We start from the raw sequence: 22,262 nt of genomic DNA, 5'->3' as shown, positions 1-22,262 counted from the left end.
GTTGAATTATATAATGGGATTAAAAAAATCAGATAGTTAGTAAATGGTTAAATAATTAAATTATAAATTAAATTAATTAATAATTAAAATTTAATAATTAACAGCGACTGGTCTAATGGGTAGATTAAAATTATACAGTTGGGGTTTTAAAATAATAAGGTTATTATATGTTGATTAGACACGTTGTTTAAGCAGTTTGAGTTGTTATGATATTATCTCTTTTAATATATTTAAAAATCTTTTTATCTCTTCGAATGTGCCTATCGAAATCCTAACATAATTATCTCCTAAACCATCAAAGGATGAGCAGTCCCTAACAATAACTCCTCTTTTTAAGAGTTCTTCACAAAATTCTCTTGATTTCATTGTTTTTAATTCAACCAACAGATAGTTTGCTTCTGATGGATACACTTTTATGTCTTTAAATTTTTTTAATCCATTATATAGCATTTCTCTACTCTTTATTCCCTCTTTTACACATTTTTCAAAAAAGTCCCTATCTCTTAGGGCAGTTATAGCACAAACTTGACTTAATCTTGTTAAGCTGAATATGGGCTTAACTCTCATCAAGTAGTTTATTATCTCTTCATTCGCTACACCATAACCTACTCTCATTCCCGCCAATCCAAAAACTTTGGAAAAAGTTCTTAACACAATAACATTGTCAAATTTTGGGGCTTTTTCTGTCCAATCATATTTCCTTTGAGAGTATTCTATATATGCGTGATCCACAACCACTAATGCATCAGTTTCTTTTATTATTTTTTCAATATCTTTGTTGTCTATGATATTTCCTGTTGGGTTGTTTGGAGAGCAAAGAAAAACTACTTTGGTTCTATTTGAGATGTTGTTTAAAACACTATCCACATCGAGTTTAAATTCGTTTTCTTTGTCATATCTTGCCCATACTATTTTAGCATCATATATCGATGCAGAGACCCTATACTGTGTAAACGTAGGAATTGGAATAACTACTTCATCCCCTCTATCTACAAATGTTTTGAAAATTACATCTATAACTTCATCAGCACCATCTCCTCCAACTATTATATTTTCCTCTCCAACATTTAAAAATTTACTTAACTCTTCCATAAGTTTGGGATTTATTGGTTCAGGATATTGATGGAGTTTATCTAATTCTTTTATTATCTCATCTTTTATTTTTGGAGAAGCTCCCCATGGGTTTTCATTGGATCCAAGTTTTATTATATGTTTTGGATCTACCCCATAGGATCTGGCGATTTCTTCTTTTGATTTTCCTGGGACATAGGGTTTTAATTTTTTAACGGCATTTCTAACTTTATCTGTTAACATGGGTTATCACCAGTATAAGTTTTGATCGAAATGGTCTGTTGTAGTTAAGTTGATTAAATTACAAATAAATTAATAGGTTAAAAATTAGAATTTGGCTATTTTGTATAACATACGCCATAATAATAATATTACATAATATTAGTTTTAGAACATGCTTTATACCCAATTAATCCATTTTTTAATTATTTTTAATTCATTTTTGGTTTAGAGTTTAATTCATAACTTATTATGATTTAAAGATCTATCTCAAAAACTTTTTAAGATAAAAAATTTTTAATACTAATTTACAGTTTAAGTATAAAAATGTATCAGAAAGTGGAGGGATTGTGATGTATAAAGTAATTATCCCTATTTTCTTAATTTTTGGCATAATATCCACAATAAGCGGATACATGCTTTCAGATCCGATTATTGTAGCTAATAAATCAACTCCTGATTATGAGATGGCAAAGATCTTAATGGAAAATCTCTACTCTTCAAGAGAAGTTATTATAGAGGGAGATAATGTCTCATTAATTGCAAAAGATATTTATTATATTCCAGCCGCTAACAAACTGACGCTAAATGATGGAAATAAAGATATAATTGTGGAGTTTTCTAAAATCGGAAATTCAGTTAAGTATGAGGATATAGAATGCATAGAACATTTAAATCTTAAAAAAGGGGAAGAGATCAAGTTATTTAACAGGAGCTATATCGTTGATGACATCTCTTCGGATGAAGTGATTTTAAAGGAAAAAGATGGAAAGGAAGTAATAACAAACGAGTCATTTACCTATGATAATTATAAGGTAGTTGTTGATTTGGTTTCTGCTGATTTGAATATGATTGTTGTAGATATTTATAAAGATGGGAGAGATATTGACAGGCCAAAAATTAAAAAAGGGGAGTTATACTATACGAAGGATGGAGATCTTGGGATAGAGTATATAAACTGCACCAAAGAAGGGAAATCATATAAATTCACATTTAAAGTTTTTTCAACATTAAAACTTAAAGAAGGACAACCTTACCCGTTAGATAGTAGATTTATAGTAAGGGAAGTGAGAGATGATGAAATAAAACTTGAATATAAAGACCTTTCAAGAATAAAGAATGAAATAGATCTATTTAACTATTCAATAGCTCCTGAAAAGATTTTAGACGATTATGTTTTATTTAAAGTTATAAAAAGATACTCTAAAACCTATAAAGTTGAGAATGAATGTTATCTTGGAAGTGGAATCTATGCCCTAAAATCGGGAGATAAAGTAGATGTATACTATAAGGGAAGAAAATTGAAAAATAAGGAAAAAATATATCTCGGCTCTTCAGAGATAGTTGGGTCTAATATTTTAAAGGAAAATAGAGATATAGTGCTTATAGGAGGACCTACGGTCAATAAAATTTTAAGAGAATTAGAGAAATCAGGTGTGTTAAAAATAAATATTACCGATTCCTACCCTGGAAAAAGGAAAGGGCTTATTTTAAAACTTAAAAACCCATATTCTAACGGGAACATTTACATTTTAGCAGGTTCTGACCGATGGGGGACTATGGCCTCTGTCTTAGCATTTTTAAGTAAATATAATGGAGAAAATAAATTAGAAGTAGAGTGGATCAATGGATCGGTTAAAATCACATAAAAAATAAGATAAATGAACTAAAAAGGTTTATTCAGGTCAATTTTTATTTTTTAAGTTTTTAAAGTTTATTCTAATAGTTTAACCACTTTCTCTTCTATCTCACTTACGGGCTTGTTTAAAATGTTCGCAAGTGCTTCGGCAAATATTTTGGCATATTTCATCACATACTTTTTCTTTTTCTCTTCTTCTGCCTCTCTTCTAATTTTTGATAAGTATTTTTCTAATTCCCTACCGCAGATCATCAATGCATGTCTTATTTCGTTATAAATTTCCTCGTTTTCATTTTCACTGCAAGCAACTGCCTGTTTTCCTGCAGAGGTGTAAGGGATAAAGGTAGAGATTAAGTTAACAAAAACGGTTATTGGGGCATCTTCTCCTCTCAATCCATATCTTCTCCAATTTATACTCTTCACTGCCTTAGTTAAACCACACGCAGAAGTGTCATAGAGTAGAGGAACATGGTTGGCGAATCTCATAATCTCCATCTTTCTACCTTCATCTCCCTGTCTTCCTGCGTCTCCTCCGTATGCTATTGCAACTTCAACAGCAAAAGGGATTCCTCCCTTATATGTTTTTGGATTTCTCGTAATCGCTTTAACAAAGTCAGGATGTAAGAGTTCTTTTAATGACTTTTCTATATTCTCAGCTCCAATTGGTCTCAATCCTGTTGTTGGTGGTGCCATGAACTCCATACTTTGTAAACAGTTTACTATTGCCTCTGCTTCATCCCATGTTAACTCTTTTGGATTTTTGCTGAGGATCTTTTTAACTTCTTCTTTAAATTTTTTTAACTCCTCTTCAGAAATTAATCCTTTATTTTTTATCTCTTCAATAAACTCTTCCGGATTTTTTACAATCTCTCTAACTTTTCTATTCAGTTCATCGACAACAGTTGCTGATAAGTAGTTCTTCTCAGCCCACTCTAAGAAGTTTTCTGGTATCTTTTTAAAATGATTTTTTAGTTTATTTATCTCTTCTTCACTTAATTTGTTAAATAAATACTCCATTGTTATATATTTCAAAGCATATCTTTTTAAGTCCTCCAAACTTTCAGGTAGATTTTTGATCAAATTTCTTACTGTCTCTACTTCATCATCGCTAATATAATCCTTAAACTTCTCTAAATATTTTTCAATATCCATACTCAAATAACAAGAGACAACCATATTCCAAAATACACTATCTTTAAATTTCTTTAATATTATGTCTCTTAACAGATACGTTGAGAGTTCTTTTACTCTTTTTGTGGTAACTCTCGAAAGTTCAGAGACGAGCATTGATGAAACCTTTTTTGATTTCGTCTTTCTTGCAATATATAAAAGTTCATCAGTTGTTAGCCCATAAGGGTGTGGTTTCATCTCCTCTGGCTTTTTTGGAAGCTCATCAACAACTCTATCAAATACAACTTCTCCCTGTGGATCCTTTAAGATGATCTTCGCGTGAGGAGTGGCTAAACTTATTCTTCTTAGATATTCAAAAGGCCCAAATTCTCCTCTATTGTAGCTAACTTCTTTAAATTCCCCTTCAACTCTTGTTCCTCTCCATATCCCATCTCTAACTTTTGTAGAAACAATCTCTCCCTCGTTTTTTTCTACGTTCATCTTTACTTCAACTTCATAGATCTTTCCATCTCCCGTGGATGTAATTATTCTTAACGGCTTTCCCGTAGTTATTTGAGAGAATAACAAAACACCCGCAGCCCCTATTCCTTGTTGTCCTCTTGATTGTATAAATCTGTGCATCTTAGATCCTGCAAGCATCTTTCCAAAAACCTTGGGGATAAATTCTAATGGGATTCCTGGCCCGTTATCTTCAACTGCTACTTTGTAGTGATCCGCTCCCAATTTCTCAATCTCTACTTTTATATCTGGCAAAATTCCCGCTTCTTCACACGCATCTAAACTGTTAGTTACTAATTCATGTATTATTGTTGTTAAACTTCTAATTTTTCCACTGTATCCGAGCATGTGTTTGTTCTTTCTAAAAAATTCAGCAACAGAATGCTCTTTAAACTCTTTAAATAATTCATCTCCCATAACTGTCCACCATAAGATCTTTTTAAACATCAATTATTTGGGTAAAGTATATATAAATAATTTTTATTAATATAATGTTATAATGTCGTAATAGTAAGTAGAATTACTCAATTACTCATATAAATATATATGATAATTTAGATGAAAACTTTTATGTTAATGGCAGATGATGACGTTTATCCCCGTCTGATCTGTGATGAGTAGCAAGCCGTCTGATGCCACTTTTATTTTTTCAAATTCTTTAATGTTTGGTTAATATATAAAACTATAATTATTAAACAATTATTAGAACTATCCTCAAAATTATCAAAAATTAAAACTCACTAAAAGTCAAGATAGAAATTTTATTAAAAGATTATATATAAAATACAAATTAAAACACAAAACTTCTTAATTATTACTTTTTTTGCTTTTTAATTTTTGTTATCAACAATTTTTATCGATATTATATTTTTATTGTTTTAATTTTATTTGTCAGTTATGTGGTAGTTTTATTATAAACCTAATATTTTTTTATTTTTATTATCCACTACATTGATGTTATATTGATAATATCAATATTTAATATCACATATTTAATATTATTTTTTGATTGTATTGATTATATTGTTATGATGGCGTTGATTAACAAAGAAAGAGGGTCAAGAATGGATGAATTAAATATTATCAATCTGATTAAAAAAACTCTAACATATTCTAATCAAAATATTATAAAAGGAATAGATGATGACTGTGCAGTTATAAAAATCGATGAAAATCGTTATTTAGTTGCTACAACAGATATGATGGTAAAAAACACCCATATTCCTTCTATTTTAACTCCTCATGAGATTGGAGGAAGAATTCTAACTGCTAATGTTTCAGACATTGCCTCAATGGGAGCAAAACCACTTGCCTTTTTACTTTCGATCTCACTGTCTAAAAAAGAAGCAAAAGAGGACTTTATAAAAGAGTTATATAAGGGATTAGATGAGTTTTCAAGATTATACGATTGTCCGGTTGTTGGAGGAGATACAAACAAAGGAGATGAGCTTGTATTATCAGGAACTGCTATTGGAATAACTGACAACCCAATTTTTAGAGAGGGAAGAGTCGGAGACAAGATTGGCATAACCAACGATATTGGAAGAGTATACTGTGCTTTAAAATTATATTATCTCTTAAAAAATAGGAAGATTGAAGTTAAGGAGTTTAAAAAACTTTGCAGTAAGTATCCTTTAATAATTAATAAGTTAAAGGTTCCGATAGCAAGAGTAAAAGAGGGCATTTTATTGAATAAATATCGGTTATTGAGGGGATGTTGTGATATTTCTGATGGATTAGGTAAGGAGATAACCTACTTTAAAAATTTTGAGTTGAATAGCGATCATATTTTAAAAGCTGTTCCTGAGGATGTATTTGAGTTCTGTGAAGAATTTAGTTTGGATCCTTTGACAGTTGCACTAAATAGTGGAGAGGAATTTGAACTCCTTTTTACAACATCCAATATAAATAAAGTGAAAAGGGTTTTAAAACATCATTCAAAAGTTTTTGAGATAGGCAAAGTAATTGAAGAAGGTAGATATATAGATGGAGAGATGTTTCGTGAGGGAGGATATGTTCACAGCTGGTAAGTTAAAAATAAATAAACTCAAATCTATAATTAAGTTTTATGTCCTCTTCTTAACATTTTTTTATATATTTAATTATTTTGGAGATTGTTTAATCACTCCAACATCAGTTTTCAGTTATTTTTTGATAAAACTACTAATCCCATCTGCAAAACTTCAAAAAAACCTTATAATATTACCAAACGCTACTGTTGAGGTTGTTAAAGAATGTGTAGGAAGTTTTTTAATAGCTGGGTTTTTAGCATTGACAATAACTTACTCAAAAAAGATTAAAGATTTATTGATAGGATTATTTATTGTTTTTTTATCATATCTTATTAACATAATTCGAATAAGTGCAATATGCTACTTTTCGAACATGTATCCGAAAGATTCACAACTCTATCATGACATAATTGGTTATTTGATAATTTTAACTGCAACTCCTATTTTAACGCTTCTCTATTTTAAATTAATACGTGAATAAATTAAATTGATTAACTAACAATCAAGAACAGTATAAAAAACCATTAAATAAAGACAAAAAATTAATATAAGAAAATAAAAGTTGAAAACTGGAAAAAACATGGGAGGGCTAATATGAAATTTATTAGAGTAAATACCTTAAAAATAGATCCAAAAACTTTAAAAAATAGATTAGAACGTAAAGGCATTGTATTAAAAGAAACATTTTTAGATTATGCATTCGAAGTTAAAAAATCTCCTTTTTCAATTGGATCAACTCCTGAATATCTTTTTGGATATTACATGCCTCAATCAATCTCCTCCATGATCCCACCGATAGTTTTAAACCCAAAAGAGGATGATTTTGTTTTAGATATGTGCTCAGCTCCCGGGGGAAAAACAACTCACTTAGCACAAATAATGAATAACAACGGATGTATAGTGGCAGTTGAAATCAGTAAAACGCGAACTAAGGCGTTAAAATCAAATATAAACAGAATGGGTGTCTTAAATACAATAATTATTAATAAAGATATGAGAAAATACAAGGAAGAGCTTTTAAAGAAAAAAATACAGTTTGATAAGATACTACTTGATGCTCCATGCACTGGAAATGAAATTAAAGATAAACATAGGAATGTTTCAAAGGAAGATATAAAATACTGCTCACTTAGACAGAAAGAGCTTCTTAACATAGCACTCGATCTGTTAAAAAAAGGAGGAGAGCTGGTTTATTCAACTTGCTCAATTGAGGTAGAGGAAAATGAAGAAGTTATAAGACATATATTAAATAATAGGAATGATATTGAATTAGTTTATCTAACCCCTGATAAATTTTTAGGAATTAATATAAAAAAAGGTTATTTAGACGGAACATTAAGAGTTTTTCCTCCAAACGAACCCTTTTTCATTGCAAAGTTGAGAAAAATTTAGAAAATTTAGAAAGTAATATTTAATAATAATGGAATAGACATCTGTCTTTCATTGGATATACATAAGTTTATCTTTAATCATTGCCAAAAAACTCTCTACTTTAAGTAGAAAGCCGTCATAAAATCGATCTTGGTGAGAAATAATGGAATTTATAGAGATAGATGGAAGTTATATGGAGGGTGGAGGACAGATCCTCAGAACATCAGTATCCCTCTCGGCATTAACTCAAAAACCTGTCAAGATAATAAACATTAGAAAAAATAGACGAAATCCCGGATTAGCTCCGCAACACGTTGCTGCTATCAAAGCAGTAAAAAAACTATGTAATGCAGAGGTTTATGGATTAAATGTAGGATCAATGGAAATAATATTTATACCTTCAAAAATATCCCCAAAAAATTTTTTAATTGATATAGGAACAGCAGGGAGTATTTCTTTAATTATTCAAACCATAGTCCCATTGGCTTTGGGGGTTGATAAAGCATTTACTTTAAAAATAAGGGGAGGAACAGATGTGAGGATGTCTCCGCCCATTGATTACGTAAAAAACATTACTCTAAAAATCTTAAAAAACTTTGGGGTAATGACAAATTTAAAGGTTTTAAAAAGAGGTTTTTACCCAAAAGGAGGAGGGGAAGTAGTTATTGAGATTAAACCATCAAAAATAAAAAACTTTGATTTAATAGAGCATTCTAAATGTGAAGTTGTAGAAGGCATATCGTATGTTCAAAATCTGAATGAAAATATTGCACGTAGGATGAGAAAAAGAGCAGTTGATCTTTTAAATAAAGAAAAACTACTCCCTAATATAAAAATCGAATGCTCTAAAGGGATTTCAGAGGGAGCGGGGATAGTGCTGTGGAACGATACAATAGGAGGTAGTTGTTTAGGGGAGAAGGGATTAAGGGCTGAGATTGTTGCTGAAAGGGCAGTAAACGAGCTATTAAATGAAAGAAAAAGTGGAATGGCATTAGATAAATATATGGGAGACCAGATAATACCTTACTTAGCACTTGGAGGGGGAACAATTGGTGTTTCAGAAATAACCTCTCACACAAAAACGAATATGTGGGTTGTTAAACACTTTTTGAACGTGAATTTTGAGATAACACCCTACAATGAAAACGATTGTAAAGGATTTACAATCACCGCTAACAGAACAGATTAAATAGTAAAAATTTTAAATCTATCTCAAACAGGTCAATTAAGTCAGTTGATTAAAATAACATTATATAATTTATAAATAGTACTCATTGAATATCTTAATTATAGCAAAGATAAAATAAAAATAAACTACATACCAAAATATGCAAAATGTCTTTTCCGTCTTAAAGTGCAAAAAGGGAGAGAGTTATGAAAGTAAAAATAACAAAATCTACTATATTATTGTTAATAAGTTTTCTGTTTATTTTGGCCATAATGTCCTACATTGGATTAGATAAGATAATAAACGCATTAATCAACGCAAAGCCAAAATACATAATACTTGCAATTATTCTCCAAATTATCGTTTCCCTTATTTTATCTGCCAGGTGGAGATTTATAATAAAAATATTGGGCTACTCTGCAAATTTTAAGAATATATTTTTACTCGTTTTAATGGGACTATTTATCAATAACATTACACCATCCATGAGGGGAGGAGGAGAAGCGTTTAGAGCATATTATCTCTCAAAAATTGAAAAAATACCAAAAGGTCTGGCATTTTCAACAGTTGTTGTGGAACGGGTCTTAGATACCTCCATATTTTTATTTTTTACATTATTTGTCATAGGATACTTTGTATTTACAGGATTTGAATATCTCAAATATTTAATATTATCTTGGCTTTTCCTATTTTTTATAACGGCAGTAGTGGTTTACCTGATCGCAAATAAAACACTCCTAATAAAGACAGTTACAAAAATATCAAAAATTATCTGCAAATACAGCTCATACAAATACGATGAGACAAAAATACTCCAATCAATAGAGGAATTTTACAACAGCATGAAATTCTTTAAGAATAAAAGAGGATGGGATGTAATAATTGCAATTTTTTTATCAGTTCTTTGGTATATTGTAGATATTTTAAAATTATGGATACTATTTCTTTCCCTCTCTTATGCTGTTTCCATCATCTGCGTTTCAGCAGTTTATCTAATAACCCTCCTCTCGGGAGTGCTATCAATAACCCCAAGCGGATTCGGAACAGCAGATACTATAATGATCGTCTCGTTTTCTGCCTTTAACATTCCTCCATCAGTAGCCGCAGCGATAACTCTACTCGATCGGCTTATATCCTATATTTTCCCTACGATAATCGGATATATCGCAATGTTAATCATAAAGAAAAAACTTAACGACCTAACAACATAAATTTTTAGTGATAACATGTTAAAAGTGGAGAATCTAAGTAAAAATTGGAAAGAATTTAAATTAAAAAATATATCCTTTGAAATTGGGAAAGAATACTGTGTAATCATTGGTCCAAGTGGGGCGGGAAAGTCAGTTCTACTAAAATGTGTTGCTGGCATTTTAAAACCTGACAATGGAGAAATAACACTAAATGGAGAAGATATAACAAATCTCCCCCCAGAAAAAAGAAATGTAGGATATGTTCCGCAAAATTATGCTCTATTTCCAAACAAAAACGTGTATAAAAATATTGCCTATGGGCTCATAGTTAGAAAAATAAACAAATGTGAAATTGAAAGGAAAGTAAAAGAGATCTCAGAATTTCTAAATATATCTCATTTGTTAGATAGGGATGTAAAAACACTTAGCGGAGGAGAACAGCAGAGAGTTGCATTAGCAAGAGCCCTAATCTTAAATCCTGACATTTTACTACTCGACGAGCCGACATCTGCATTAGATACAAAAATAAAAGAAAATATAATTACCGAGTTAAAAAAAATTAAAAATATACCCGTATTGCATATCACACACGACTTAGCTGAGGCCAGAACCTTAGGAGAAAAAATAGGAATCTTCATAAATGGAGAGTTAATATCTTTCGGAAGTAAAAAGATTTTAAAACACCCAACCAACAAAAAAATTGCGGAATTTTTAGGATTCAATATAATAAATAACATGGCAATTGCTCCAGAAGATATTATAATCTCCAAAGGAGATGAAGGAGAAGTTCTAAATGTCATTGACTATGGCCTCTACAAAAAAGTTTTAATAAACTACAAATCAACGATCATAAAGGCCTATACACAAAAAGATGTAAAAATAGGAGATAAAGTTAATTTACACTTCAAATCTATGTTAAAATTAAATTAATACTTTAAGAATAAAGATTTTTTGTTTTTGATGGTTAATTTTTAAAATTTTTAAAAGAATTATAAATGAAAGAAATTCATCCTTTAAAGAGTTTAAATTCCAGGGAGATGTCCTAATTCCTATATCATAACGTTAGGCAATCTGTCTCTTTTAGAGTTGATTAATCAAATTTCTTTTATCTTTTTTATTACAAGACGTGCTGATTTTAATTGGACTAAACAAGTTTATAGCAGTGCAGGAGTATTCTTGTTTCCATCACGATCCGTGCTGATTTTAATTGACTGGATTTTATCACAAAATCCTGAGATATTAAGTTTCCATCACGATCCGTGCTGATTTTAATTTTGGGAGGATGGAGAGTTAAAACACGTATCAGCAATTTCCATCACGATCCGTGCTGATTTTAATTGATTGAGGAGGTGAAAAGATGGATTCATTAGATACATATTTCCATCACGATCCGTGCTGATTTTAATTTGGAACATAAAAAAGAAGTATTAAGTTCCATTAATTTCCATCACGATCCGTGCTGATTTTAATGTGTTTCGTCAAAGACCCTTATGTCGTATCCTGTATTTCCATCACGATCCGTGCTGATTTTAATTTCATGGCTATTGAGGATATAAAAAAGCAGATTATACCGTTTTCCATCACGATCCGTGCTGATTTTAATTCATTACTTTCACCTCCTTTGTTTTTAATATAAAGATAAAGAGATTGAAAAGATCTTAAAATCTTCATTACTTTCACCTCCTTTGTTTTTAATAGGGTAATTTTTCTTATTTTATTATTATGTTTTTACTTATATTTATATTTTTCTACACTATAAGATTTCTACCCCCAAATAACTCCTTTTCTTTATAAACCTTTTAACAAAACAATTCAAACTTTTATTTAAGAAACAACAACTAAAAACAAATAAAAACATAAAATATAATTAATCAACCGTGGATTTTTAAAAATAATATTAAATAACTAAAAACTCTAAAAAAACTCCATAAATAAAAGCATCCAAATATACAAAATAATAAAACAAACCAACCCTTCGAAACCAACTAAAAACAAATAAAAAACAAAAATCTAAACTAAAAACTCAAAACACAAAAAAACAGAAACAAACAACAAGATAATACTCTCCGTCAGGTATATATCGGAGGTTAAGTTTTACTATTGGTTAGGAATTTTTCTGGTGGCGGGGATGCATTGTAATGTGAATTTAAAGTATGGAGTTATAATGAAAAAAGATTGCTATACTATCAGAATATCTTTAAAGCCGGGATTTATTAATGCTGAGCAATTAAGGGCTATTGCTGATGTTATTGAAAGGTATGGAAAAGATAAAGCACATATAACTACTCGACAGGGAATAGAATTTGACATATCTCCTGAAAATTTTAAAGATGTGAATGACATATTAAAGAAAGTAGGTTTAAATATCGGATCAACTGGAAATAGAGTCCGACAGGTTGTTTCATGTATTGGTTTGCGATGTTATAATGCTATTGGAGATTCTGTCTCATTAGCGAGAAGGATTCACGAAGAATTTGAAGGAATTTGGGTTCCAAAAAAAGTAAAGATAAATGTAAGTGGATGTCCGAACTCTTGCACTTATCATAAATTTTGCGATATAGGTGTGTGTTATAGATATAAAATAAGTATAGATAAAAATTTATGCAATAACTGTGGTAAATGCAAAGATTTTTGCGATGTGAATGCAATAGATTGGGAAAATAAAGTTATTCATGAAAATTGCATCGGAGAGGGAAGATGCACGGCTCTTTGCAATTCTTTTAAGGCAGAGAGAGTAATAAGCATATTTGTAGGTGGAAAAGGGGGTAGAATTTGGAAGGAAGGAAAGGAACTGATAAGTTTAAAAAATGAAGAGGACGTTTTATTAGTTATCGATGAAATACTACTAAGTTATTCAAAGTTTGGTCATGGGAGAATTACTGATTTTGTTGATTCAGTAGGCATAGAAAATCTCAGACAAACTATCATAAAAAAATTAAAAAATTAAAATAAACGAGATGGTAGTATGAAAAAGGAAAATTATAAAGATATTTTAAAAAAAATCAGAGAATCCCATTTAAAAAGAAGAAAAATAAAAGATAAGAACAGGCCAATTGCAGTATGGATGCAGGATGATATTTATAGAGATTTTAAAATAGGAAAATCTTTAACAATTATTTTAAGAACTGAAGGATGTTATTATGCGAAAGAAGGGGGCTGTTTAATGTGTTCGTATTTAATGGACTCCTCTCCTGAAAAATTAACCGCAGAAAATATAATAAATCAATTTGACTATGCAATTGAAAAGTATAAGGATGATTTAAAAAATTTAAGAGATTTTAGTGTTAAAATATTTACATCAGGAAGTTTCTTAGATGACAGAGAAGTTCCAAAGAAGGCAAGAGCCCATATATATAAAGAATTAAGTAGTTTTGATAACTTAAAAGAAATTGCAATTGAATCAAGGCCAGAATTTATTACCGAAAATCGATTAAGCGAGATAAGGGACCATTTATCTACTAACGTTGAAATCGGTGTTGGCATTGAAAGTTTTAATGAAGAAATTAGAGAAAAAGCAATTAACAAAGGAATAACCATGGAAGATATTATTAAAGCAGTTGAGTTATCAAAAAACTATAACATTGGAATAAAAGCGTATTTATTAATAAAACCACTTTTTATAAGAGAAAAAGAGGCAATTCTTGATTCCATACACTCTGCAATTAGTTGTATAAAAATAGGTTGTTCGAGAATTTCATTCTGTCCCGCAACAGTCCATAAAGGTAGTGTGATGGAATATTTCTTTAACAAAAATCAATACAGGCCTCCTTTTTTATGGAGTATTTTAGAAATTTTGAAAGAAGTTAAAAAAACCTGTCCTAATTCGTTAATTATGTGTGATACTGCAGGAGTAGGGAGTGAAAGAGGAGCCCATAATTTAAAAAACTGCAAATGTAATAAAATAATAAAAAATAAATTGGAGACATTTACTCTAACACAAAATATTAAAATATTGGACTATGAATGTGATTGTAAAGAAGTATGGAGGAGTTATTTAGAAGTTGAAGAAAAAAATATAGTTCCTTTAGGTGATGAAACAAAACTCATTAAGACATTAGATTATTATTCATAAAATAATAAAAAATAAATAAAAAGGATTATTCAGGAATTTGCCCCCCTGGAACCATCACACTTAACTTTACTTGCTTTACACCTTTCTGTGCAGTTAATTTATCAGTTAACTCCCTGATTCTTTTAGCATCTCCTCTAACAAGTATTGTCTCTAAACAGTGATCATGATCCAAGTGTAAGTGTAAAGTAGCAACAATAATATCCGTATAATTATGCTGAATTTCAGTGATCTTTTCCATAACATCAGACGCATGATGATTATATATAACACTTATACTCCCTGCTCTTTCTCCCTCTAAACTATGAATCCATTTATGTTTTATAATATAATCTCTAATTGCATCTCTTATTGCCTCACTTCTACTTGCATAACCCCTTTCAGCAATTATCTCATCAAACTCTTTCAAGAGTTTTGAAGGTAGAGATATACTTATCCTATCCATATCTGTCATTATCCCCCTCATTCAATTTTTGCACGTTTTATTATTACTATGTAATAACTAATATATAATATTAACTATAATAATAATACTAAGTGTGTTGAGAGGTGTCTTTTATGACATTGGTAATTTGTTATTATGGAAAGAATGGAGCAGTTATAGGAGGAGATAGGAGACAGATATTTTTTAGAGGAAATGAAGAAAAAAGAAAGTTGTTAGAGGAGAAATTATATAGTGGAGAAATAAAAACCGAAGAAGAACTTTACAAATTAGCAGAGGAGTTAGGGGTTAAAATAATAATAGAAGATGACCGAGAGAAGGTTAGAAAAATATCTGATACAGTGGTTTGTGGAGAAGTTAGAAGTTTGGGGGTTGATGCTAAAAGGAGAAGGGTCTATGCAACCAAAGGAAAATGTGCTATAATAGATATTCTAAACGACACAATTACAAAAGAAATAATAAAAGAAGGATTTGGATTGGTGATATTTGGAAATAAGTTTTTAAAAAATAGGGCTGAGGAAGAGTTAAGAAACAAGGCGAAATTATTCCCAATGATGCCTATTCAACAGATTGAAAGTGAGATAAGAGAGATCTTTGAAAAGTTAAAATGGCATCCGACAGTAAGCAAAGAGTATGACATATATAGTGTGAACAAATATGAAAAGAACTTTGAAGAAGTTATTAAAAAGGATATTGGGGACTTATTTGAATATAGAGAAAAATTAAGACAGCAATTAATCGATTTTGGAAAGGTTATGAGTATAGTAAACAAGATCGTAAAAAATGGAGAGATCGGTGTTATAAAAGATGGAAAACTTCATCTGTATGATGAATATATAGCTGTTGATAAGATAGATCCAAATCCAAATACTTTTAAAATTATAGAAGTAAAAGGAAACTTTAAAGATGGAGATGTAATAGTTATTGAGAACGGAGATATGAAGGTTAAAGGAACAGATGAGAGGGTAGAGACGGATTATATCATTATCTCCAAATAAATCCAACATATTGACAAAATAATACATAGAAAAATGTATAAAAAGATACGAATATATATAAAAATATAAATAACAATACATAATAAACATAATAATATAATTAGGTTATATTGGAATATAACTATAAGGCAATAAATATGACTTAAACAAAGGAATATTATTAAAGATAATTAGATATATACTTATATATGTATAGATTCATATATAATAACCTTTATAAATTAAGTAATTATCAATAAAATAAAGCGTTATATATTTTAACCTAAAAGTTTATAACTTTGTGATGCAAAGATATTATAAAAATATGTAAAAATATGTAAAGATTAAAGATTTTAGAACGGTGACATTGATGGCAATAGCTATTGCAATAGCATCCGGAAAAGGAGGAACTGGAAAGACGACAATATCTGCAAATCTCGCCGTAGCATTGGCAAAATTTGGTAAAAAAGTAGCTGTTTTAGATGCTGATATAGCAATGGCAAATTTAGAGCTTATAATGGGTTTAGAAGGAAAACCTATTACATTAAATGATGTGTTAGCAGGAAAAGCCGATATAAAAGATGCCATTTACGAAGGGCCTGAAGGGGTTTTAGTCATTCCTGCAGGTGTCTCATTAGAAAAGTTTAGAAGAGCAAAGCCAGAAAAACTCGAAGAGGTCTTAAAAGTAATCCATGATTTAGTTGAGATTCTAATTATTGATTGTCCTGCAGGGATAGGTAAAGAAACACTGATCGCTATATCGTCCGCTGATGGATTGATCGTCGTTGTAAATCCGGAAATATCATCAATATCTGACGCTTTAAAGATTATTGCAATAACGAAACGACTTGGAACAGATATTATAGGTGCTATCGTTAACAGGGTTTCAAATGAAAGCACAGAACTTGGTGTTAAAGCAATCGAAACAATCTTAGAAGTTCCAGTTATCGGTGTTGTTCCAGAAGATCCTCACGTTAGAAAGGCGGCTGCATTTGGAACACCTCTCGTTATCATGTATCCCGACTCTCCAGCTGCTCAGGCAATCATGGAAATTGCTGCAAAATTAGTCGGAGCAAAATATGAAGCACAATTTAAGAAGAAGAAAGAGTCATTCATCTCCAAATTTATTAAAGGGTTATTTGGGAGGAGATAAAAATGATCCTATACATAATCGTAGCTATTAGTATACTTCTAAACATAATTCTCGGGATAAAAGTAGTTCAGCTACAAAAAGAGCTGGACGAAGTTAAAAAAGCCACGCGACTAACAAAAGAGGAGGTAGAAAAACTTAACGAAAGGTTAAGAAGATTAAAAGTTGGTGGATAATATGGCCATTAGAAAAAAACTTCTTCTAATTCTAACCCTATTACTTTTTACTGCAAACTATGCTTCAAATCCTGAGATCATCGTAGTTCCAGAAAAATGTTTAGTAAATAACTCAATTTATGTGATATTCCAGTGGAGAGCCCCTTACACTGTTGAGAACTTTAATGTTACAGTATCCTCTGACGCAGTGGTATTCAAAAACTCTACACTATACTACGCAGGAGTTGCAGAAGATGCCAAAATATTGCATATTTTTGAAGGAAAGGCAGTTAAGTGTGGAAATCATACAATAAATGTTCAAATGTCATATTTAGTTAATAAAGCCCACGTTAAGAAAACTTATACATTAAATATAAGTATTATAAACATCCCTGAAAAGATAATAATTAAATACATTCCATCGAACATTACTGAAAATACTTCAAAAACAGAAAATACAACACTCCAATACACCAATACAACAACATCAAATCTTACATCTTTAACTTTAAACACATCAGAAAACATAAACGCAACAAATAAAACAAATAGTAAAGAGGAAGTTAACAACACCACCAATAAAAGCATGAACCTCACAAAAGCCATTGAAAACTTGACCACATCGAAAATATCTCAAAATAGTAGCATAAAAACAACAAACGAAACAGACGATAATCAATTAATAACTTATGGAATATTGGGACTTATACTTGGAATCATATTTGGATTTGTAGTTGTGTATATCATTAAGTTATAAGGATAAAACTATAAACCCTTATTTATTTTTGGATTATAAATACATGATTATAAATTGTCATGTTTAAACATATTTAAAGACGTATAACTAATCTATTAATATTTTAACTTTTTATTAACTTTTTATTTTTATTAATTAACTCAATTAAATTAAAATTTTTGTAAAATTTTTAAAGAAGATTTAAATATTATTTTAACATTAATTTTACAATATCACTGTTTATACGGTTTTTAATGCCCTGTTATACTTAAATATTTTAATTATCGATTAAAAGTTAGACGTGGTTGCCTATGATTGCAGTAATTCCAGTTTTTAATGAAGAAAAAAATATTTTAAAGGTTTTAAAGGATTTAGAGGATTTGAATATTGATGCAATAGTAGTTGATGACGGATCTGAAGATAATACCACCAAACTTGTTGAAAATTTTTCAAAAAATTCTAAAATAAATATTTACTTAATCAGGAATGAAAAAAACGAAGGTAAAGCAAAGGCAATAGAAAAGGGAACTAAATTTGCTCTCTCTTTAAACAAATATCAATATGTCGTATACATTGATGGGGACTACCAACACAAACCAAAAGATATTCCAAAACTATTCAAAAAATTAAAAGAAAAAAATGCAGACGCAGTTTTTGGAATTAGGAATTATAAGCATATTCCGATTCATAGAAGATTATCCAATTTCCTTGCCTCAATACTAACATCCTTAGCAGTTCTTATTTATTCAAAAAGATTTTACTTTTTCAAAGATGTCCAGTGCGGTTTTAGAATCATAAAATCAGAATTCCTAAAAGATATAAAATTTGGAGAAGGGTATGCAGTAGAACACTTCATTGCACTACAACTGGCTAAAAAAGGGGCAAAAATTGTTGAAGAATATATAAGCGTAGAATATCACAGAGATGCTATTTCTTACATAACCCCAAGAAAAATACTTGAAGTCGCTAAGCACGTAGTAAAGTTTATCCTTTTAGAGTAGATCAACAGTAAGCTTTAAATAGTAATTAAAGAATATAAGCAACAAGACAATCCTTATGATAAACAAAAAACACTAAAAAAAATTAAGAAAAAACTAAACCTATTTTAAAGCTAACAAAAATTTATTAAAAATGGGTGATGATATGGCATCTTTAAGACCAAACAGATGTTATAGGGATGTAGATAAACCACCATATACAAGAAAAGAGTATGTAAAAGGAGTTCCACAGCCAAAAGTCGTTCACTTTATAATGGGTAATCTATCAGCAGAATTTCCAGTAAAAGTAAATTTAATTGCAAAAAAACCAATACAAATAAGACACAACGCTTTAGAAGCGGCAAGAGTTGCAGCAAACAAGTATTTAACAAAAATGTGCGGAAGATTAGGATACAAATTCCAAATTAGAACATACCCACACCAAATACTGAGAGAACATAAAATGGCTACCGGAGCTGGAGCAGACAGAATTTCAGATGGTATGAGATTGGCTTTTGGAAAACCAATCGGAACAGCTGCAAGAGTTAAAGAAGGACAGGCAATATTAACTGTCTGGGTAAACCCTGATAAGTTTCCAGCTGCTAAGGAGGCATTAAGAAGAGCAGCAATGAAACTGCCAGTTCCATGTAGAATAGTTATCGAACAAGGAAAGGAACTACTCAAACTGTAATATGTAAATAAAAATATATTTTAATAAATACTATAAATACTCTATAAAATATTAGGAAACTCTCATTCTATCCACTTATCTTTTAAAATTGACCAAAATACTATCTTTATACTTTTTTTCTAATCATATTCTTTTGTATTCTTTCTGTTCATCATTTTTATATGAAAATGTTTTAAAATAAAACTTATATATACTTCCCTAACCAAACAATGTATTGTTAATAGATAAACCCAACACCACTCTAAAAATCTAAAAATATCAATGGTAGAAAATAAATATGAAAATAAAATAAATGATATACGATTTAATAATCTAAATAGAAAAAATAAGTAAAAATAAAAATATTGCAATAAACCAAATATATCAAATATAAAGCAAAAATAACTCCAAAAAATCAAAGGGGATAAAATGAAATTTATCGCATGGTTAGATGAGTTATCAAATAAAGATGTAGAGTTAGCAGGTGGAAAAGGGGCTTCATTAGGGGAGATGTGGAATGCTGGATTACCAGTCCCCCCCGCATTTGTAGTTACAGCAGAGGCATACAGATACTTTATAAAAGAGACCGGATTAATGGATAAAATAAAAGAACTTTTAAAAGGATTAGACATAAACGACACTGATGCATTAAACGAAACTTCGAAAAAAATTAGATCACTTATAGAAGAGGCAGAGATGCCAGAGGACTTAAAATTAGCAATTATTGAGGCATACAACAAATTATGTGAGATATGTGGGGAGGAAGAGGTAACAGTGGCAGTTAGAAGCTCTGCAACCGCTGAAGATCTTCCAAACGCAAGTTTCGCTGGACAACAAGACACTTACTTAAATATAAAAGGAGCTGAAAATGTTGTTAAATATGTGCAAAAATGCTTCTCATCCTTATTTACACCAAGAGCTATTTTCTACAGAGAACAGCAGGGCTTTGATCACTTTAAAGTTGCCTTAGCAGCAGTTGTTCAAAAATTGGTTAATGCTGAAAAGGCAGGAGTTATGTTTACAGTTAATCCTATCAGCGAAAACTACGATGAGTTAGTTATTGAAGCAGCGTGGGGATTAGGGGAAGGAGTAGTTAGCGGTTCTGTCTCTCCAGATACTTATATAGTAAATAAAAAGACATTGGAAATTATAGATAAGCATATAGCAAGAAAAGAGACAATGTTTATTAAAGATGAGAAAGGAGAGACAAAGGTTGTTGAAGTTCCAGAGGACTTGAAGGAGAAACAGGTTTTATCAGATGATGAAATTAAGGAGTTGGCTAAAATAGGATTAAAAATAGAAAACCATTATGGAAAACCGATGGATGTTGAATGGGCTTATGAGAAAGGCAAGTTTTACATGCTCCAAGCAAGACCAATAACTACATTAAAGAAAGGTAAGAAGGAGAAAAAGGCAAAAGAAGAGGATATAGAGGCAAAGATATTATTAAAGGGTATTGGTGCCTCTCCGGGTATTGCAACAGGTGTTGTTAAAATAATCCACGACGTTAGTGAGATAGATAAGGTTAAAGAGGGAGATATATTAGTAACAGAGATGACCACGCCAGATATGGTTCCAGCGATGAAAAAGGCAGCTGCTATCGTAACAGATGAAGGAGGATTAACTTGCCACGCGGCAATCGTTTCAAGAGAGTTAGGAACACCTTGCGTTGTTGGAACAAAGAAAGCAACGAAGGTTTTAAAAGATGGAATGATCGTTACAGTTGATGGAGAGAAGGGAATCGTTTATGAAGGAGAGATTAAGAAAGTTGAAGAAAAAGAGAAAAAACCAGAAGTTGTTGTTGTCCAGCAAGCTCCAATAATAACAGCTACTGAGGTTAAAGTTAATGTCAGTATGCCAGAGGTTGCAGAGAGGGCTGCTGCTACAGGAGCAGATGGAGTTGGCTTGTTGAGAGCAGAGCACATGATATTAGGTTTAGGTAAGCATCCAAGAAAGATTTTAGAGGAAGAGGGAGAAGAAGCATTGATAGAGGCGTTAATGGAAGGAATTAGAAAAGTAGCTGATGCATTCTACCCAAGACCTGTAACTTATAGAACGTTAGATGCTCCAACAGATGAGTTTAGGGGATTAGAAGGAGGGGAGAACGAGCCAATAGAACACAATCCAATGCTTGGTTGGAGAGGTATTAGGAGAGATCTTGATGAAGTTGATATATTAAAATGTGAGTTAAAGGCAATTAAAAGATTGAGAGAGGAGGGTTATAAGAATATAGAGATCATGATTCCTCTCGTAACTCATCCAGATGAAGTTAGAAGAGTTAAAGAGATAATGAGAGAGGTTGGTTTAGAGCCATGTAAGGATATTCCATTTGGAATTATGGTTGAAACACCAGCAGCGGCTTTAATCATAGAGGACTTTATAAAAGAGGGAATAAACTTCGTTAGCTTAGGAACTAACGATTTAACTCAATATACAATAGCAATTGATAGAAATAACGAGTTGGTCTCAAAGTATTATAAAGAGGATCATCCTGCTGTATTAAAGTTGGTTGAGCATGTAATTAAAACATGCAAAAAGCATGGCATAAAAACATCAATCTGTGGGCAGGCAGGAAGCAGACCTCACATAGTTGAGAAGTTGGTAGAGTGGGGAATTGATAGTGTTTCAGCAAACATTGATGCTGTAGAGACAATAAGAAGAGTTGTGGCAAGAACTGAGCAGAAGGTTATATTAAACTTCATAAGGAAATCTCATATAAGTGAAGAATAACTTTAACTTTATTTTTTTAAAATTAATTTTTTATTAGTTGTTTTGATTTTAAAATAA

General features: G+C 30.8%; 19 protein-coding genes and 1 CRISPR repeat array. Of the genes, 16 read left to right on the top strand and 3 right to left on the bottom strand.

Translation table 11 applies throughout. The features are described from left to right. Nucleotides 1-204: 204 nt before the first annotated feature. Nucleotides 205-1,314: a histidinol-phosphate transaminase gene (gene hisC / locus METVU_RS04705; protein ID WP_015733042.1), complete on the bottom strand. Its 1,110-nt coding sequence runs from the start codon at nt 1,312-1,314 to the stop codon at nt 205-207. Nucleotides 1,315-1,643: 329 nt separating this feature from the next. Between hisC and METVU_RS04700 the strand changes: the two genes are divergently transcribed. Next, nucleotides 1,644-2,939, top strand: a complete 1,296-nt coding sequence (locus METVU_RS04700) for a hypothetical protein (RefSeq protein WP_015733041.1) — start codon at nt 1,644-1,646, stop codon at nt 2,937-2,939. Between the two features lie 65 nt (nt 2,940-3,004). Here METVU_RS04700 and METVU_RS04695 read toward each other — a convergent pair whose 3' ends face one another. Further along, nucleotides 3,005-4,975 carry a DNA topoisomerase VI subunit B gene (locus METVU_RS04695; protein ID WP_015733040.1) on the bottom strand — a complete coding sequence of 657 codons (1,971 nt, stop codon included), beginning with the start codon at nt 4,973-4,975 and terminating at the stop codon, nt 3,005-3,007. A gap of 647 nt (nt 4,976-5,622) precedes the next feature. Between METVU_RS04695 and thiL the strand changes: the two genes are divergently transcribed. From thiL to METVU_RS04650, 8 genes are all read left to right on the top strand, one after another. Beyond that, nucleotides 5,623-6,588 (top strand): thiamine-phosphate kinase, encoded by a 966-nt coding sequence (thiL, locus tag METVU_RS04690; RefSeq protein ID WP_048197037.1) that lies wholly within the window; start codon nt 5,623-5,625, stop codon nt 6,586-6,588. Beyond that, nucleotides 6,572-7,051, top strand: a complete 480-nt coding sequence (gene artE, locus METVU_RS04685) for an archaeosortase family protein ArtE (RefSeq protein WP_015733038.1) — start codon at nt 6,572-6,574, stop codon at nt 7,049-7,051. The genes thiL and artE overlap by 17 nt, the downstream gene beginning before the upstream one ends. 113 nt (nt 7,052-7,164) lie before the next feature. After that, the gene (locus tag METVU_RS04680) at nt 7,165-7,962 is read left to right on the top strand and encodes an NOL1/NOP2/sun family putative RNA methylase (RefSeq protein WP_015733037.1); all 798 of its coding nucleotides are present in this window, start codon (nt 7,165-7,167) and stop codon (nt 7,960-7,962) included. A gap of 142 nt (nt 7,963-8,104) precedes the next feature. Next, entirely contained in the window at nt 8,105-9,130 is a 1,026-nt protein-coding gene (gene rtcA / locus METVU_RS04675; RefSeq protein ID WP_015733036.1) for an RNA 3'-terminal phosphate cyclase, read from the top strand. Between the two features lie 185 nt (nt 9,131-9,315). Next, nucleotides 9,316-10,320 (top strand): UPF0104 family protein, encoded by a 1,005-nt coding sequence (locus METVU_RS04670; protein WP_015733035.1) that lies wholly within the window; start codon nt 9,316-9,318, stop codon nt 10,318-10,320. Between the two features lie 15 nt (nt 10,321-10,335). After that, nucleotides 10,336-11,229, top strand: coding sequence for an ATP-binding cassette domain-containing protein (locus tag METVU_RS04665; RefSeq protein ID WP_015733034.1), 894 nt, complete (start codon nt 10,336-10,338; stop codon nt 11,227-11,229). A 248-nt stretch (nt 11,230-11,477) separates the two neighbouring features. Continuing rightward, nucleotides 11,478-11,903: direct repeats of the CRISPR family, unit length 31 nt; unit sequence GTTTCCATCACGATCCGTGCTGATTTTAATT. A gap of 524 nt (nt 11,904-12,427) precedes the next feature. Further along, nucleotides 12,428-13,246 carry a 4Fe-4S binding protein gene (locus METVU_RS04655; RefSeq protein ID WP_015733032.1) on the top strand — a complete coding sequence of 273 codons (819 nt, stop codon included), beginning with the start codon at nt 12,428-12,430 and terminating at the stop codon, nt 13,244-13,246. Between the two features lie 18 nt (nt 13,247-13,264). After that, entirely contained in the window at nt 13,265-14,371 is a 1,107-nt protein-coding gene (locus METVU_RS04650; RefSeq protein ID WP_015733031.1) for an archaeosine biosynthesis radical SAM protein RaSEA, read from the top strand. A 25-nt stretch (nt 14,372-14,396) separates the two neighbouring features. Here METVU_RS04650 and nikR read toward each other — a convergent pair whose 3' ends face one another. Then, nucleotides 14,397-14,822 (bottom strand): nickel-responsive transcriptional regulator NikR, encoded by a 426-nt coding sequence (nikR, locus tag METVU_RS04645; RefSeq protein ID WP_015733030.1) that lies wholly within the window; start codon nt 14,820-14,822, stop codon nt 14,397-14,399. A 104-nt stretch (nt 14,823-14,926) separates the two neighbouring features. On the opposite strand from nikR, the gene METVU_RS04640 reads away from it, so the two are divergent. The 7 genes from METVU_RS04640 (at nt 14,927) to ppsA (ending at nt 22,205) form a co-directional block, all read left to right on the top strand. Then, on the top strand, nt 14,927-15,808 hold the full coding sequence (locus METVU_RS04640) for a DUF2121 family protein (protein WP_015733029.1): 882 nt from the start codon (nt 14,927-14,929) through the stop codon (nt 15,806-15,808). A gap of 349 nt (nt 15,809-16,157) precedes the next feature. Continuing rightward, nucleotides 16,158-16,940: a septum site-determining protein MinD gene (gene minD / locus METVU_RS04635; protein WP_015733028.1), complete on the top strand. Its 783-nt coding sequence runs from the start codon at nt 16,158-16,160 to the stop codon at nt 16,938-16,940. Nucleotides 16,941-16,942: 2 nt separating this feature from the next. Next, the gene (locus METVU_RS09080) at nt 16,943-17,113 is read left to right on the top strand and encodes a hypothetical protein (protein WP_015733027.1); all 171 of its coding nucleotides are present in this window, start codon (nt 16,943-16,945) and stop codon (nt 17,111-17,113) included. 1 nt (nt 17,114) lies between these two features. Next, complete coding sequence (locus tag METVU_RS04630) at nt 17,115-17,849, top strand: hypothetical protein (RefSeq protein ID WP_015733026.1); 735 nt, start codon at nt 17,115-17,117, stop codon at nt 17,847-17,849. Between the two features lie 290 nt (nt 17,850-18,139). After that, nucleotides 18,140-18,829, top strand: a complete 690-nt coding sequence (locus METVU_RS04625; RefSeq protein WP_015733025.1) for a glycosyltransferase family 2 protein — start codon at nt 18,140-18,142, stop codon at nt 18,827-18,829. A 142-nt stretch (nt 18,830-18,971) separates the two neighbouring features. Beyond that, nucleotides 18,972-19,496, top strand: coding sequence for a 50S ribosomal protein L16 (gene rplJ, locus METVU_RS04620; RefSeq protein ID WP_048196811.1), 525 nt, complete (start codon nt 18,972-18,974; stop codon nt 19,494-19,496). 408 nt (nt 19,497-19,904) lie between these two features. Further along, nucleotides 19,905-22,205 carry a phosphoenolpyruvate synthase gene (gene ppsA / locus METVU_RS04615; RefSeq protein ID WP_015733023.1) on the top strand — a complete coding sequence of 767 codons (2,301 nt, stop codon included), beginning with the start codon at nt 19,905-19,907 and terminating at the stop codon, nt 22,203-22,205. Nucleotides 22,206-22,262: the final 57 nt, after the last annotated feature.

Source organism: Methanocaldococcus vulcanius M7 (genome assembly GCF_000024625.1).
GTDB lineage: Archaea > AGJL01 > Methanococci > Methanococcales > Methanocaldococcaceae > Methanocaldococcus > Methanocaldococcus vulcanius.
This window is presented reverse-complemented; position numbering and strand designations above follow the sequence as displayed.